At 41.8% G+C, this 12453-nt stretch carries 15 protein-coding genes, 1 tRNA gene, 1 other RNA gene and 1 pseudogene; 15 read left to right on the top strand and 3 right to left on the bottom strand.

What is annotated here, in order from left to right; translation table 11 throughout:
- The first annotated feature begins 48 nt into the window (after window positions 1-48).
- The gene (gene hemA / locus F967_RS10280; RefSeq protein ID WP_004799721.1) at window positions 49-1332 is read left to right on the top strand and encodes a glutamyl-tRNA reductase; all 1284 of its coding nucleotides are present in this window, start codon (window positions 49-51) and stop codon (window positions 1330-1332) included.
- Here hemA and F967_RS10275 read toward each other — a convergent pair whose 3' ends face one another.
- Both F967_RS10275 and F967_RS10270 read right to left on the bottom strand, forming a co-directional pair.
- Window positions 1333-3213, bottom strand: coding sequence for a DNA primase (locus F967_RS10275; RefSeq protein ID WP_004799720.1), 1881 nt, complete (start codon window positions 3211-3213; stop codon window positions 1333-1335).
- A 119-nt stretch (window positions 3214-3332) separates the two neighbouring features.
- Window positions 3333-4385, bottom strand: coding sequence for an outer membrane protein assembly factor BamD (locus F967_RS10270; RefSeq protein ID WP_004799718.1), 1053 nt, complete (start codon window positions 4383-4385; stop codon window positions 3333-3335).
- A gap of 70 nt (window positions 4386-4455) precedes the next feature.
- Here F967_RS10270 and rluD point away from each other — a divergent pair, with 70 nt between their 5' ends.
- The 10 genes and pseudogenes from rluD to F967_RS13925 all read left to right on the top strand — a co-directional run bounded on the left by rluD (window position 4456) and on the right by F967_RS13925 (window position 10490).
- On the top strand, window positions 4456-5505 hold the full coding sequence (gene rluD, locus F967_RS10265) for a 23S rRNA pseudouridine(1911/1915/1917) synthase RluD (RefSeq protein WP_034431261.1): 1050 nt from the start codon (window positions 4456-4458) through the stop codon (window positions 5503-5505).
- A gap of 286 nt (window positions 5506-5791) precedes the next feature.
- Window positions 5792-6532, top strand: coding sequence for a peptidoglycan editing factor PgeF (pgeF, locus tag F967_RS10260; protein ID WP_004799715.1), 741 nt, complete (start codon window positions 5792-5794; stop codon window positions 6530-6532).
- Window positions 6533-6615: 83 nt separating this feature from the next.
- On the top strand, window positions 6616-7182 hold the full coding sequence (locus F967_RS10255) for a flavodoxin family protein (protein WP_004799713.1): 567 nt from the start codon (window positions 6616-6618) through the stop codon (window positions 7180-7182).
- 94 nt (window positions 7183-7276) lie between these two features.
- Window positions 7277-7565 (top strand): annotated as a pseudogene (locus tag F967_RS10250) (IS4 family transposase); the annotation flags it as partial.
- 5 nt (window positions 7566-7570) lie between these two features.
- Window positions 7571-7816, top strand: coding sequence for a hypothetical protein (locus tag F967_RS10245; RefSeq protein WP_004799712.1), 246 nt, complete (start codon window positions 7571-7573; stop codon window positions 7814-7816).
- 187 nt (window positions 7817-8003) lie between these two features.
- Window positions 8004-8288 carry a hypothetical protein gene (locus F967_RS10240; RefSeq protein ID WP_004676536.1) on the top strand — a complete coding sequence of 95 codons (285 nt, stop codon included), beginning with the start codon at window positions 8004-8006 and terminating at the stop codon, window positions 8286-8288.
- Window positions 8289-8295: 7 nt separating this feature from the next.
- Window positions 8296-8670, top strand: coding sequence for a DUF4124 domain-containing protein (locus tag F967_RS13930; protein WP_004682833.1), 375 nt, complete (start codon window positions 8296-8298; stop codon window positions 8668-8670).
- Window positions 8671-8678: 8 nt separating this feature from the next.
- Complete coding sequence (locus F967_RS10235; RefSeq protein ID WP_004799710.1) at window positions 8679-9026, top strand: hypothetical protein; 348 nt, start codon at window positions 8679-8681, stop codon at window positions 9024-9026.
- Between the two features lie 453 nt (window positions 9027-9479).
- A complete protein-coding gene (locus F967_RS10230) occupies window positions 9480-10037 on the top strand; it encodes a hypothetical protein (RefSeq protein WP_004799708.1) in 558 nt (185 codons plus the stop codon).
- A 135-nt stretch (window positions 10038-10172) separates the two neighbouring features.
- Window positions 10173-10490 carry a hypothetical protein gene (locus F967_RS13925; protein WP_004799707.1) on the top strand — a complete coding sequence of 106 codons (318 nt, stop codon included), beginning with the start codon at window positions 10173-10175 and terminating at the stop codon, window positions 10488-10490.
- Here F967_RS13925 and smpB read toward each other — a convergent pair.
- Window positions 10419-10895, bottom strand: coding sequence for an SsrA-binding protein SmpB (smpB, locus tag F967_RS10225; protein WP_004682825.1), 477 nt, complete (start codon window positions 10893-10895; stop codon window positions 10419-10421). The two genes, F967_RS13925 and smpB, sit on opposite strands and share 72 nt — an antisense overlap.
- Before the next feature lie 129 nt (window positions 10896-11024).
- Between smpB and coaD the strand changes: the two genes are divergently transcribed.
- The 4 genes from coaD (at window position 11025) to F967_RS10210 (ending at window position 12302) form a co-directional block, all read left to right on the top strand.
- Window positions 11025-11516 (top strand): pantetheine-phosphate adenylyltransferase, encoded by a 492-nt coding sequence (coaD, locus tag F967_RS10220; RefSeq protein WP_004799704.1) that lies wholly within the window; start codon window positions 11025-11027, stop codon window positions 11514-11516.
- A complete protein-coding gene (locus tag F967_RS10215; protein WP_004761816.1) occupies window positions 11517-11780 on the top strand; it encodes a YfhL family 4Fe-4S dicluster ferredoxin in 264 nt (87 codons plus the stop codon). It abuts the gene before it with no gap.
- A 26-nt stretch (window positions 11781-11806) separates the two neighbouring features.
- Window positions 11807-12163: RNase P RNA component class A (rnpB, locus tag F967_RS13350), an RNA gene on the top strand.
- 62 nt (window positions 12164-12225) lie between these two features.
- Window positions 12226-12302: transfer RNA gene (locus F967_RS10210), tRNA-Met, on the top strand.
- Window positions 12303-12453 lie beyond the last annotated feature (151 nt).

Below are 12453 nucleotides of genomic sequence, written 5' to 3'. Positions count from 1 at the left end.
ACACCGATGTTGCACAATAACATAAATTTAGCGAAATGATGATCTGATATGTCTTTCTTTGCATTGGGTGTCAACCATCAGACAGCTTCTGTTGAGCTTCGCGAACAAATTGCTTTCAATGCAGAGCGATTAGCCCAGCTATTGCTTAAACAACGCCAGCATTCTTCACTGAAAGATATGGTGGTGGTCTCCACATGCAACCGAACCGAAGTGTATGCCATGACGGAAGATGCGGATAGCGTCCTGAATTGGCTGGCCCAGGTGAATAATATTGATGTAAAACAGTTAATTCATCATGTTTATCGTTACGAGAATGCCCAGGCGGTTACACATCTCATGCGTGTTGCCAGTGGTCTGGACTCACTGATGTTGGGTGAACCACAGATTTTAGGGCAGGTTAAAAGTGCATTGGCATTGTCCAAAGATGCGGAAACGGTATCGCCTGAGCTGAATAGTGTTTTTGAATATGCCTTTTATGCGGCAAAGCGGGTTCGCTCGGAAACTTCTGTAGGAAGCCATGCGGTTTCCATGGGCTATGCGGTTGCGCAATTGGCTTCACAAGTGTTTAGCCATCCAGAAAATCTCACCGTTATGGTGGTTGCGGCAGGGGAAATAAATAGTCTGGTTGCCAAGCATTTGGCGGAAATGGGGGTGGCCAAGATTATCATTTGTAACCGTAGTCGTGAACGCGCTGATTTGCTCGCGCAGGATATTGCGCATCAGGTGGATGTTGAAATTATATCTTTTACAGAACTTGCACAGAACCTGCATCGGGCCGATGTAGTTTCAAGCTGTACGGGCAGTTTGCATCAAGTGATTGGTTATGCGGATGTTAAGATAGCATTAAAAAAACGTCGTTATCAGCAAATGCTCATGGTTGATTTGGCTGTTCCGCGTGATATTGATCCAAAGGTTGAATCACTGGACAACGTTTATTTATATGGCGTTGATGACCTGCAAAGCGTGATTGATGAGAATCTGGCACAACGCCGTCAAGCGGCGGTAGAAGCTGAGATTATGGTCAATCAGTTGGCAACCCAATTGATGACCCAGCAAAAGGTCAAGGAGGCGAGTGGCACCATTCAGGCCTATCGCCAGCACAGTGAGGAAGTAAGCCAAAAAGAATTGCTGCATGCCTTGGAGTCGTTAAAGCATGGACATGATGCAGAGCAGGTACTACAGGAATTTGCGCATCGCTTAACACAAAAGCTCATGCATCCAACCTCTATCTTATTAAGAGAGGCTGCCAAGGCTGAAAATCCAGATTATTTTGAGTGGTTACAGCAACATCTACAGTATGTGTTTGAACATGAGCGTAAGCCGAGACAGTAGTTAAGACAACAACCTTAAACCAATCTGCTTGGTTAACTCATTGAGTTGCTGGCGTAAATTTCGGGACTCAATGAGAGAAATTGGTGATTTGAGTTTTAAGCGCAAATATTTTTCCTGAAGCCCTAAAGCGTATTCTTTCGCCAGTTTATCTGCAATTTCAGGTGCCTGTGTAAGTGACTGAATATCGGTACGCTGCATAATATCGGCAATTTCATGGCTGTAGTTGCTACAGGCACCCAGTACATAATAGGTTGCCAATTCCTGATCATCGGGTAAATCATCAAACACAATATTTAATGAGGCTAGAATTTTAGCCAACAGTTCAGTGTGGTCAATGACTGCACGTAATTCTTCAAAGTGAATATATAAAAATGGATGGTGCATTAAGATCGCAATGGCAAAATCCTCATCCTTGGTATGAATGTTAAAAGACAGGGATGCATCATGGCTGATTTGAGGCGTAAAACGTTTACCCAAACCCAGTTTTTCACGGAAAGATTGGGTCAGCAAATAACGAAATGAGCCATGTTTAGGTAACAGTTCGGTTAATTCACGCAGTTCACCCATCACCAGACTTTTACCCTCGGGAGAACTAACATCATGTTGCCCTGTTAAATGCGCAAACACAAAGTCTGACAATAAAGGAGCCTGTTGCAGTAGCTTTTGAAAGTTTTCCAAACCCTCCCGACGGATGAGTGAGTCTGGATCATGTTCATTCGGCAGTACAAAGAACTTTAATTCACGGCCATCGTTAAGCAGGGGCAGGGCAATTTCCAAAGTACGGCGTGCCGCTTTTTGCCCTGCTGCATCACCATCAAATGCAATGGTGATTCGTGAGTTTTGTTTAAATAGGGTAGTTAAATGATCGGCATTGCTGGCTGTTCCCAGGGTTGCCACCGCACCAGAGATGCCATATTGCTGTAGCGCAATCACATCCATATAACCTTCCACCATCAGCCAGTCATTGGCCTTAAGTTTACGCCCTTCATATAAACCATAAAGGAGCTGGTTTTTGTGGAACACTTCCGAGTCAGGTGAGTTGATATATTTGGGCTTGATTTCATCATTTAAGGCACGGCCACCAAAACCCACCACACGACCTTTATGGTCACGGATTGGGAAAATCACGCGGTCACGCAGTAAATCAAAATCCCGACCACTGTCACTGGAACGAATCAAGCCAAGTTGTTTTAACCCCTCAATATCTTGAGGAAAAGCTTTTTCCAGATGCTGCCAATCTTCTGGTGCATAACCCAAGCGCCAAAACTGAATGGTTTGGGCAGATAAGCCTCGTTGCCTGAAATAATTCTGTGCTTTCTGGCTGTTGGGAAGTTGGCGTTCGTAAAATAGTGCAATATTTTCCAGAAGATCATAGAGATTGCCTTCCTGCACCTGTTCATCCATCGTAAATGATGGGTCAAACTGTGCAAAAGGATCATCCATATAAAGATCTATATCCACAAAATGATTGTCGATGGATTCAGAGATGACTGTTGATGTTGGACTATTATTCTGCGCTGGTACGGGTTGTGGTGCAGCAACCTGTTGCGGACTACGCTTATAGGATAGTTTTTTATTGTCCTGATTGTCTTTGGGGAGGTCGATGCCTGTCTTGTTGGACAGTTCTTTGATCACATCAACAAAATTTCGACCATCAATATCCATCAGGAAACGAATGGCATTGCCATTGGCCTGACAGCCGAAGCAATGATAATACTGCTTGTCTCGGTAGACGTGGAATGAAGGTGATTTTTCCTGATGGAAAGGACAGCAGCCTGAATAAGTACGCCCAGTCTTTTTTAACTTCACACGTTGACCAATCAAATCGACAATGTCGGTTCGATCCAGAATTTGATCAATCGTATGCTGTGGAATTGCCATAGGGTTTAACCGTTTAAAACTGGGGGGACATCTTTATGATTTGTCAGCATCATTGTTGCATAAAATGAAAAACAGGCAAGGGTTGGCTTGCCTGTTTGGTGCATTCAGATGACTGCAAATTAATTTGCGGCATCTTCCTCGCTTGGATTGTTGTCAATAACAGCAGGTGCAGGATTGCTTGCAGGTGCAGGCACTGCCGATTCAACGGGCACTGATGTTTCAGGCTTATCCAGTAAACCAAAACTCAGACGGTTGGTGAGGCTGCGTTTTTCAGTCTCGGTACTGGCTTCTATATTTTTGCTATCCGAAGTTTTCGATTGACGACCCAATAAGCCCAAAGTTGCACGGTTGACCCAACTACTGTCTTTACGTGCCGCACGTAAATTAACTTCACCATTCGATTTAACTAAATTTGGATAGTTAAGCTTCAGGATGTCAACATATTGTTGGGAGGTCGCTTTATCACCAAGCTTTTGGTAACTATAGGCTAGGGTTGCCAAAGCTTCAGGTGTCTGTGGAGTTTGTGGATAATGCTCAACCACCCACTGCGCACGCTCAGCAGCAGCCAGCCAGGCTTTGCGTTGAATGTTGAAACGCGCCGCGTTCATCTCACTCTCAGCCAATTCCTGACCAATATATTTCATGCGTTGTGCCGCATCGACAGAATATTGGCTACTTGGGAAACGGCGGATCAAATCCACAAAGTTTTGATAGGCAACTTTGATGTAGCTGACATCACGGTGTGACTGTTGCAGTGAGGTATAACGAATCAGGCTATCGTAGTTCATTTCCATGTTGGCGACACCACGAACATAATAGGCATAATCAACATTTGGATGTTGTGGATTTAAACGAATGAAACGTTCCGCCAGTGCAATCGTGCCCTCATAATCTTTTTGTTTGAATTTGGCATAAAGAAGTTCAAGCTGTGCCTGCTGTGTATATTGCCCAGTTGGATAATAGGTATCTAGGGCTTCAAGCGACTTTACCGCATCGGTATATTGATTGCGCTCAAGTGATTTCTGTGCTTTTTCAAAATAAACCTGTTCACTGGATTGTGGCCCTTTATCAACCACATCTTTCTTGCTTGGATTGCTGCTACAGCCCACAAATGCAGACGCTACGCCTAAAGATAGTGCCAGTATCGTAATTTTATAATGGGGTAGCGACATAAAAATTCCTCTGTTTTTGGGACAATAAGCTACAATGGTGCTATTAAACCATTTTTGTACCGATCATCAAATGACTTCAGCACAATCTTCCAATTCAAATTTCTCTGAAACAGATTTCTTACTCGAAGATTCTGTCGATGCAGATAATCATAATTCTGATTCAACTGCAACACGTTTATCGTTGCAAATTCAACTTGATGAAACCTATTTAGGCCAACGTATCGATCAGGTTGCAGCGATGGTCTGGAGCGAGTTTTCCCGTGAAAAACTCAAGCAATGGATGAAAGATGGTCATCTGTTGGTAAATGGTAACATCGTAAAGCCGAAGTACCGTTGTGAGGGCAATGAACTGCTTACCCTTGAGGTTGAGCTTGAGGCACAAACTTCAAGCCAGCCTGAAAATATTCCACTCAATATTGTCTATGAAGATGACGATATTATCGTCATTAATAAAGAAGTGGGCATGGTGGTTCATCCAGGTGCAGGCAATCCAACAGGCACTTTAGTGAATGCCTTGCTTTACCATGCACCGAAACTGGCGGAACTGTCCCGCGCTGGCTTGGTACATCGTATTGATAAAGATACCAGTGGTTTGCTGGTGGTTGCCAAAAATCTTGAGGCCCAGTTTTCATTGAGTAAACAACTGGCAAAGAAAACCGTTTACCGTGTTTATGATCTGGTGGTATATGGCAATATTATTGCGGGTGGCACCATTGATGAGCCAATCAAGCGCCATCCTGTAGACCGTGTCAAAATGGCGATCTTGCCAGGTGGGCGTGATGCGGTAACACATTATAATGTCAAAGAACGCTTCCGTGACTTCACCCGTATTCAGGCACAACTGGAAACAGGGCGTACCCACCAGATTCGGGTGCACTTTAGTTACCTCGGACATGGTTTGATTGGGGACCCTGTTTATGTCAATCGTGTACGTTTTCCAGCAGGTGCATCGGAAGCATTAATTGATATGCTGCGCAGCTTTAAACGTCAGGCATTGCACGCAGCCAAACTTGGTCTGGTTCACCCACGTACAGGTGAGGAGATGATGTTTGAAGCACCGTGGCCAGAAGATTTCACTCAGTTGATTGAAGTATTACGTCGTGAAAATGAAGCTTACTAAGTAAACTGAATTCGACGTAAATATTAATTAACTTATTGAAAAATATATTAACGGAGTCTTGCTGAGTTCTCATTGAGTTTCAGGATAAGCTTTCCGCTGGACTTACTTTTGTTTTGGCAAAAGTAAGCAAACCCATTGTCATTCGCAAAACTCGTTCACGACTAGCAGCTAGTTTAATAGATCGCAGAAACAACATCTTATTCATGAAGTCCTGTCTCGAACAATTGCGAATGACGTTTCCGAATATCATATTTTTGTCAAAATCACGTTAAGCAAGGAATCATTGATGGAATTTGTACAAGGTTTGCCTAAAGGTGTGTATGTGGGGCAAACGCGTATTGAACATGCTCAGGCAATTGCGACCAGTAACCAAAACCTGACTGGCTTTAACTTGGCTTTGCATGTCAATGATGATCCGCAACGGGTTCAGCAGCATCGTATGATCTTGCTAAATGAATTATCTGCATATGGTGTTGATAAAATTACCTGGATGACGCAAACCCACAGCACCATTTGCCATACCGTGAATGAACAGATTTCATTTGTTGCGCTTGAGGGCGATGGTCTGGTCACCCAGCGCAGAGGTCATGCCTTAATGATGATGACTGCGGATTGTCTTCCTGTGGTCTTGGGCAATGCCGATGGCACCGAAGTTGCCAATCTTCATGCTGGTTGGCGTGGTTTGGCCAGTGGCATTATTGAAAATACGATTGCTGAAATGAAGTCTCAACCCGCTTGGGCATGGTTGGGTGCAGCCATTAGCCAGCCTTGTTTTGAGGTGGGAGCAGAAGTAAAAGTGGCTTTCTGTGAAAAATATCCTGAACTGGAAAGCGCTTTTATTTCAGGTCAAACTGAAGGTAAATATCAGGCTGATTTGTATGCAATTGCCCGATTTATTTTAAACAGTTTAGGGGTGGAGATAGTTCTTGGTGGTGATCAATGCTCGTATCAACAAGACCAAGATTACTTTTCTTATCGCCGTGATGCAAAAACTGGACGGATGGCAACGTTTGTATTTATGCAATAAATTGCATCCTTTGCGTGGTTGATTCGCCTTGACGTGTTTAAAAATGTTAAACTTGATCTAATTCATTGGTTTTTAAATTTCCCATGTCTGTTATTGAGCAAATTACTCCCCAAATCAAAGTTTGTGTGATCTACCATAGTCCTTATGGACATACAGCCAAAGTTGCACAATACATCGCTCAGGGTGCCGAGCAGGTAGGTGCAGAAGTGCATCTGCTTTCTGTGGCTGCGCCGCAGTGGGATTTATTAGACCAGGCTGATGTGATCGTGATGGGTTGTCCAACCTATATGGGAAGCTTAACTTCTGCCTTGAAACAGTTCATGGAAGATTCTTCTAAACGCTGGTTGGCTCGTACATGGCAGGGGAAATTGGCTGCTGGTTTTACTAACGGTGGTGGTCTCAGCGGAGACAAATTGGCGGTATTACAGCAAATTAATTTGTTTGCGATGCAACATGGCATGTTATGGGCAGGCTTGCCTTTTATGCCAACGGGACGAAGTCCACTGGATATTAACCGCATGTCGAGTTTCTTGGGCTTGATGACGCAATCTGATAATGCCAGTGTGGAAATCACACCGCCAGAAGGTGACCTGGAAACAGCGAGAAAGTTTGGGAAATATTTGGCGGAACTAAAAGTTAAAAGTAAGTAAAATCAATAGAGTATAAGAATAGTCGCTGTACACGACAAAAATAGATAACTCATTGAAATAATGTCACAATAATTGTTTTCTAACGACGAATACTATGACACATCTCAATGAGTTATATCTTAAACAAATCTCTAAAATGGAACAAGGCAGATTTAAAGTGCTTTGCGCTCATCATGCTTGCGATCATTTTAAAGCAAACATGCAATCTTTCTTCTGCATCTAAAGCCTTGCTCATCAAGTGCTCACCACAATCATTTTATCGACGTATGCAGCGCTTCTTTGCAGGTCAGTATTTTGATTATCGTCAAATTTCTCAGTTGATTTTCAATATGTTTTCATTCGACAAAGTGCAACTGACTTTAGATAGAACCAATTGGAAATGGAGAAGATGCTGACTTCACTTGATCCAGAAACTTTCTCAAAACATATTGCAAATCAGGATGCCATTGCTGAACTTGTTTTAAAAATCATTCAAGTGAATGAAGCATTTTTTAAGAAAGAGAAGCAACAAAGTAGAGCAAAAAATGAGGTCAATGAGTCCACCTGGTTTGATTCGATTCAATACTTGATTGGTTGCGGTCATAGACCAGATGATATTTTAACGATGTCATGGCGCATTTTTGAAATACATTGAAGCAGCTCAAAAAAATTAAAGACAAAATATTAAAACTACGGCTATAGCGGTGCGTATTGCGATGCAATTAAGTAAGCAAGAATGGGATAAGAGCATTAAACAATTAGAGAAATAATGAAAATCTGTTAATGACTTAATTTCGATCATTTGTTAAATTGTGTGAGATTAATAACAATCGGATAACACAATGAAAAAGTTTTTATTATTAGGGGTTGTTTCCTTTTTATTATCTACAAGTGTATTTGCGCGTGAAACTAATTCAATGCGTTCATCTACCGAACTTGTGACAGTTGGTGATAGTGAAGAAAGTTTGCTGCAAAAGATGGGCAAACCTAGACCAAGATTTTTTGTCTATGAAGATGGACGTTTTTCTTGTGCTGCTACAGAATATAAGTACGATATTGATATGCAAGCCTACACGGTTTGGGTGTGTAAAGGTCAGATATTTAAAATTGATGTGAAGAATAAGTGAGAAGAAGATGAAAAAACTAATAATTGGTTTTTCTTTAATCTTATTTTCTGCCACTTCTAATGCTCAAGTTTATCAATGCAAAGTTAATGGGAATTCAGTTTTTCAGGATAAGCCGTGTAAGGACATAAAAGCAAAACAAAAGGTTTCCTGTTTGAACTATGGGCAAGAAGTTAATTTTAAGGATAAATTAAAGGAAGAATGTATAGAATCATCATCGAATTATAGTGGTTATGGTTCTTCTGCTTCGAGTTATAGAACAAATTACACTGGCGCATCCTCAAGTTATAGCGGTGATAGTCGAAGTAAAAATCAGTATGTTTCTGGTTATTCAAGAAAAGATGGCACCTATGTACAGCCATATCATCGCGCATCAAAAAGGTAAATTATAAGATGTCAAATTGTCCTAGCTGTGATTCTAAAAATACTAAAACTTTAGCTATGATTTGGGCAGGTGGAAGTAGAACTGGTCAAAGTGGCTTCGGCGGTGTTAGTGTTTCTACAAGCGGTCGAATATCTGTTGGAGGTGGTCGTGGGCGATCTGCATCACAATCACATCTGGCTGCTGGGTGTGCGCCACCAAAAAATAGCTCAATGCCAAAGATTGTGGTTGTGGTATTATTTTTAATGTTCGCCATGCCATTACTAAAAGGGGCTTTAAGTGTTTTTTCAGAGCCTAAATTAATGGATGGTATTTTAAATTTTATTATCTGTGCTCCGCTGTTGGGTTTATCCGAATAGCCGTAAAACCTCGGGGTTTAGCCCGAGGATATAAGGCTGCAATCCGCTAGTCCCCCTTGTGGGGATTGGCTAGGATTGCTAAAAACATTTGAATCTAGTAATCCATGTGCTATGATAATTACGTTGTATATTTTTAGTCAGCAGACTGATACAACACGAAAAAAAACAGTTTTCCCCATTGTAATCCGTGCACTCTTTGCAATCCGAAAGGTAGGACTACATTGGAATAAGAAGCAGAGAACTATAGTATCTGTTTCGTGGCAGGACATTGCCATCTAGCAGTAGGAATCCCCGTCCTTTAGGTCGGGGAGGATGTCAATAATCTGGGGCTTAATTAAGCTTTATGCAAAAATGGAATCTCAAAACAAAACAGCACTATCCAACTATTCCAAAACATGGATGTGTTTGCGTTGTGGAACTCAGTTTAAGCCTTATGACTAATGATGCGGTGTTATGAATAGAATTTATATTATTTTGGGTGTTGTTGTACTGGTAATGATTGGTGTAGTTTGGAAATCAAATAGTGATCGAAAAGCTAGAGAAGAAGCTTTAGCTCAGCAAACACAGCAACATAATCAAAAAATGGCACAGATTGAAGCTGAAAATCAAGCAAGATTAGCTCAAGAGGCTAGGGATAAAGCCCAAAAAGAGCAAGCTCGTATTGAGAGCAACAAACAAGCAAAGATCGAACAGGCGAATTTTAATAAAGATCATCAAGTTGTTAGTAATCAAGCTACTGTTGAGAAGAAAGCTGAAGATGATAAGCCTGATAAGATTAAAGAAATTGAGAACAAGGTTAAAGAGTTAGCTTTTGATCCTGATTCAGCTAAGTTTAGAAATCAAAAGGGCAATTGTGGTGAAGTGAATGCAAAAAATAGGTTTGGTGGATATACAGGTTATAGACGTTTTATCTACAACTCAGAGACCGACACCGTATCTATTGAAGATGAAGATGATGGTCTTTATAACCCCAAAATGATGAATATTTTATGGCAAAAGAAATGCCCGTAATGTAATTTTGAAGTTATTGAATCAAGCCCGACCAATAGTCGGGTTTTTAATACCTAATTTACCCAACAAATCACATTACGTTTTAAACGAACCTGTCAGCAATGGCAGGTTTTTTTATGCCTAAAGGAAAGTTGTATGGCTACAAATAGCTTAGATTTCTTATTGAACTTACGAGCCAACACAACAGGCTTTGACCAAGGAATTAACGGCGCAAAGTTTGCTGTTAATGCGCTTGTGGGCGCTATGGCTGCGCTTGGTGTTGGTTTGGGCGTAAAGGAACTAGCAGAAGCAGCAGATAGCTACGCAATGCTCTCCGCAAAGATTCAACAATCAACAAAAGATAGTGGAAACTTAGAGGTGGTCCCACTTTTTTTTAGAAAATTACTTATGCAACATCCTTGCCTTATCCCTTTGCCAGTCACGATCTTTTTCGGTGGCACGCTTGTCATGTAACTGCTTACCTTTCACTAGCGCAATTTCCAGCTTAACCAAATGACCTTTCCAATAACAGGCAAGCGGCACACATGAATAACCTTTTTGATTCACTGCACCCAAAAGCTTTTCCAGCTCACGACGAGACAAAAGCAATTTACGGGTACGTGTTGATTCAGGAACCACATGCGTTGATGCAGACAATAACGGCTGAATTTGTGAACCAAATAAAAAGGCCTCACCATTTTTAAAGATGACATAGCTTTCGGAAAGTGTCATACGTCCAGCACGCAAGGACTTTACTTCCCAGCCTTGGAGAGACATACCTGCCTCAAATTTTTCTTCAATAAAGTAATCGTGGCGTGCTCTTTTATTTTGAGCAATCGTGCCACCACTATGTTTTTTTACGACTGTTGCTTTAACCATAATTCAAACTTCCACAATTGCATCTATTGTGCCGTAAAACGCAATCTTTTTCCATCGTTTAGGAATTTCGCGTTTAGCCCGAACATTTGTTAAAATACACCCCTTATCTCATTCACTAGAGTACAACGCATGTCTAAAACACGTGTGATTTATCCAGGGACTTTCGATCCAATTACCAATGGACATGTTGATTTGGTTGCAAGGGCATCAAAAATGTTTGATGAAGTTGTGGTGGCTATTGCAATTGGACATCATAAAAATCCAGTGTTTAGTTTAGAAGAGCGCGTAGAATTAGCAAAAGCTTCATTAAGCCATTTGTCTAATGTAGAGTTTGTGGGTTTTGATGGTTTGTTGGTCAATTTCTTTCGAGAACAACGTGCAACAGCGGTACTGCGTGGTTTAAGAGCAATTTCAGATTTTGAATATGAGTTCCAGTTGGCCAATATGAACCGTCAGCTCGATCCACATTTTGAATCTGTATTTTTAACACCCTCAGAGCAATTCTCATTTATTTCATCGACATTGGTGAGAGAGATTGCCCGTTTAAAAGGTGATGTGAACAAGTTTGTGCCTGCCGTTGTGGTTGAGGCATTTGAACGAAAACATCAACAAGGTTGGTAAATGTCCTTATATATTACAGATGAATGCATTAACTGTGATGTCTGTGAACCTGTATGTCCGAATGAAGCCATTTATATGGGTGAGCTGATTTATGAGATTAACCCTGCACTATGTACAGAGTGCGTAGGTCATCATGATCAGCCACAGTGCCAGTTGTTTTGCCCAGTCGATTGTATTCCCCTTGACCCTCAGCATGCTGAATCCCATGATGAGCTCATGGATAAATATAAGAAGCTGACTGCACAAAAAAATGCGAGCAATTAATTGCTAACTTTGATAAGATGCGCCACGAAGTGGGCTGGACGGTCGCCGCTGTGGAGGTCTTCGTGACTGAAGCAGGGGAGGAAAGTCTGGGCTTCAAAGGGTAAGGTGCTAGGTAACGCCTAGGCAGCGTGAGCTGACGACAAGTGCAGCAGAGAGTAGACCGCCTCATTCGTGAGGTAAGGGTGAAAGGGTGCGGTAAGAGCGCACCGCATGGCTGGCAACAGTTCATGGCATGGTAAACTCCACCTGAAGCAAGACCAAATAGGAATCCATTAGGTGTGACCCGCATCGGATTCGGGTAGGTCGCTTGAGCGTATGAGTGATTGTACGCCTAGAGGAATGATCGTCTTCGACAGAACCCAGCTTATAGGCCCACTTCCAAGATTTTTTGAAAAATACGCTTGACGTATGTAGTGAAAGTTAAGATAATGCGCCCACAGTTTTTGGCTATGTAGCTCAGTTGGTTAGAGCACCGCACTCATAATGCGGGGGTCACAGGTTCAAGTCCCGTCATAGCCACCATTTTATAGACCACGCTCCTGCGTGGTCTCTTTTTGTCTGTTGTTTTTAAAATATGCTGTGCTGTTCAGGATATCAATTTTCTCACTGTATAAAAGACATGCTTTCCCTGGATTTTTACGCTGATTTAAATGTTTGTTGAAATTTGATCAGT

This window comes from Acinetobacter sp. CIP 102637, from assembly GCF_000368425.1.
GTDB lineage: Bacteria > Pseudomonadota > Gammaproteobacteria > Pseudomonadales > Moraxellaceae > Acinetobacter > Acinetobacter parvus.
Note: the sequence above shows the minus strand (reverse complement) of the source record. Positions and strands in the feature narration are given on the sequence as shown.

What these genes read in the sequence shown, in the direction of transcription:
- hemA (WP_004799721.1), top strand. Translation starts at nt 49, where the DNA reads ATGTCTTTCTTTGCATTGGGTGTCAACCATCAGACAGCTTCTGTTGAG.
- F967_RS10275 (WP_004799720.1), bottom strand. Translation starts at nt 3,213, where the DNA reads ATGGCAATTCCACAGCATACGATTGATCAAATTCTGGATCGAACCGAC.
- F967_RS10270 (WP_004799718.1), bottom strand. Translation starts at nt 4,385, where the DNA reads ATGTCGCTACCCCATTATAAAATTACGATACTGGCACTATCTTTAGGC.
- rluD (WP_034431261.1), top strand. Translation starts at nt 4,456, where the DNA reads ATGACTTCAGCACAATCTTCCAATTCAAATTTCTCTGAAACAGATTTC.
- pgeF (WP_004799715.1), top strand. Translation starts at nt 5,792, where the DNA reads ATGGAATTTGTACAAGGTTTGCCTAAAGGTGTGTATGTGGGGCAAACG.
- F967_RS10255 (WP_004799713.1), top strand. Translation starts at nt 6,616, where the DNA reads ATGTCTGTTATTGAGCAAATTACTCCCCAAATCAAAGTTTGTGTGATC.
- F967_RS10245 (WP_004799712.1), top strand. Translation starts at nt 7,571, where the DNA reads ATGCTGACTTCACTTGATCCAGAAACTTTCTCAAAACATATTGCAAAT.
- F967_RS10240 (WP_004676536.1), top strand. Translation starts at nt 8,004, where the DNA reads ATGAAAAAGTTTTTATTATTAGGGGTTGTTTCCTTTTTATTATCTACA.
- F967_RS13930 (WP_004682833.1), top strand. Translation starts at nt 8,296, where the DNA reads ATGAAAAAACTAATAATTGGTTTTTCTTTAATCTTATTTTCTGCCACT.
- F967_RS10235 (WP_004799710.1), top strand. Translation starts at nt 8,679, where the DNA reads ATGTCAAATTGTCCTAGCTGTGATTCTAAAAATACTAAAACTTTAGCT.
- F967_RS10230 (WP_004799708.1), top strand. Translation starts at nt 9,480, where the DNA reads ATGAATAGAATTTATATTATTTTGGGTGTTGTTGTACTGGTAATGATT.
- F967_RS13925 (WP_004799707.1), top strand. Translation starts at nt 10,173, where the DNA reads ATGGCTACAAATAGCTTAGATTTCTTATTGAACTTACGAGCCAACACA.
- smpB (WP_004682825.1), bottom strand. Translation starts at nt 10,895, where the DNA reads ATGGTTAAAGCAACAGTCGTAAAAAAACATAGTGGTGGCACGATTGCT.
- coaD (WP_004799704.1), top strand. Translation starts at nt 11,025, where the DNA reads ATGTCTAAAACACGTGTGATTTATCCAGGGACTTTCGATCCAATTACC.
- F967_RS10215 (WP_004761816.1), top strand. Translation starts at nt 11,517, where the DNA reads ATGTCCTTATATATTACAGATGAATGCATTAACTGTGATGTCTGTGAA.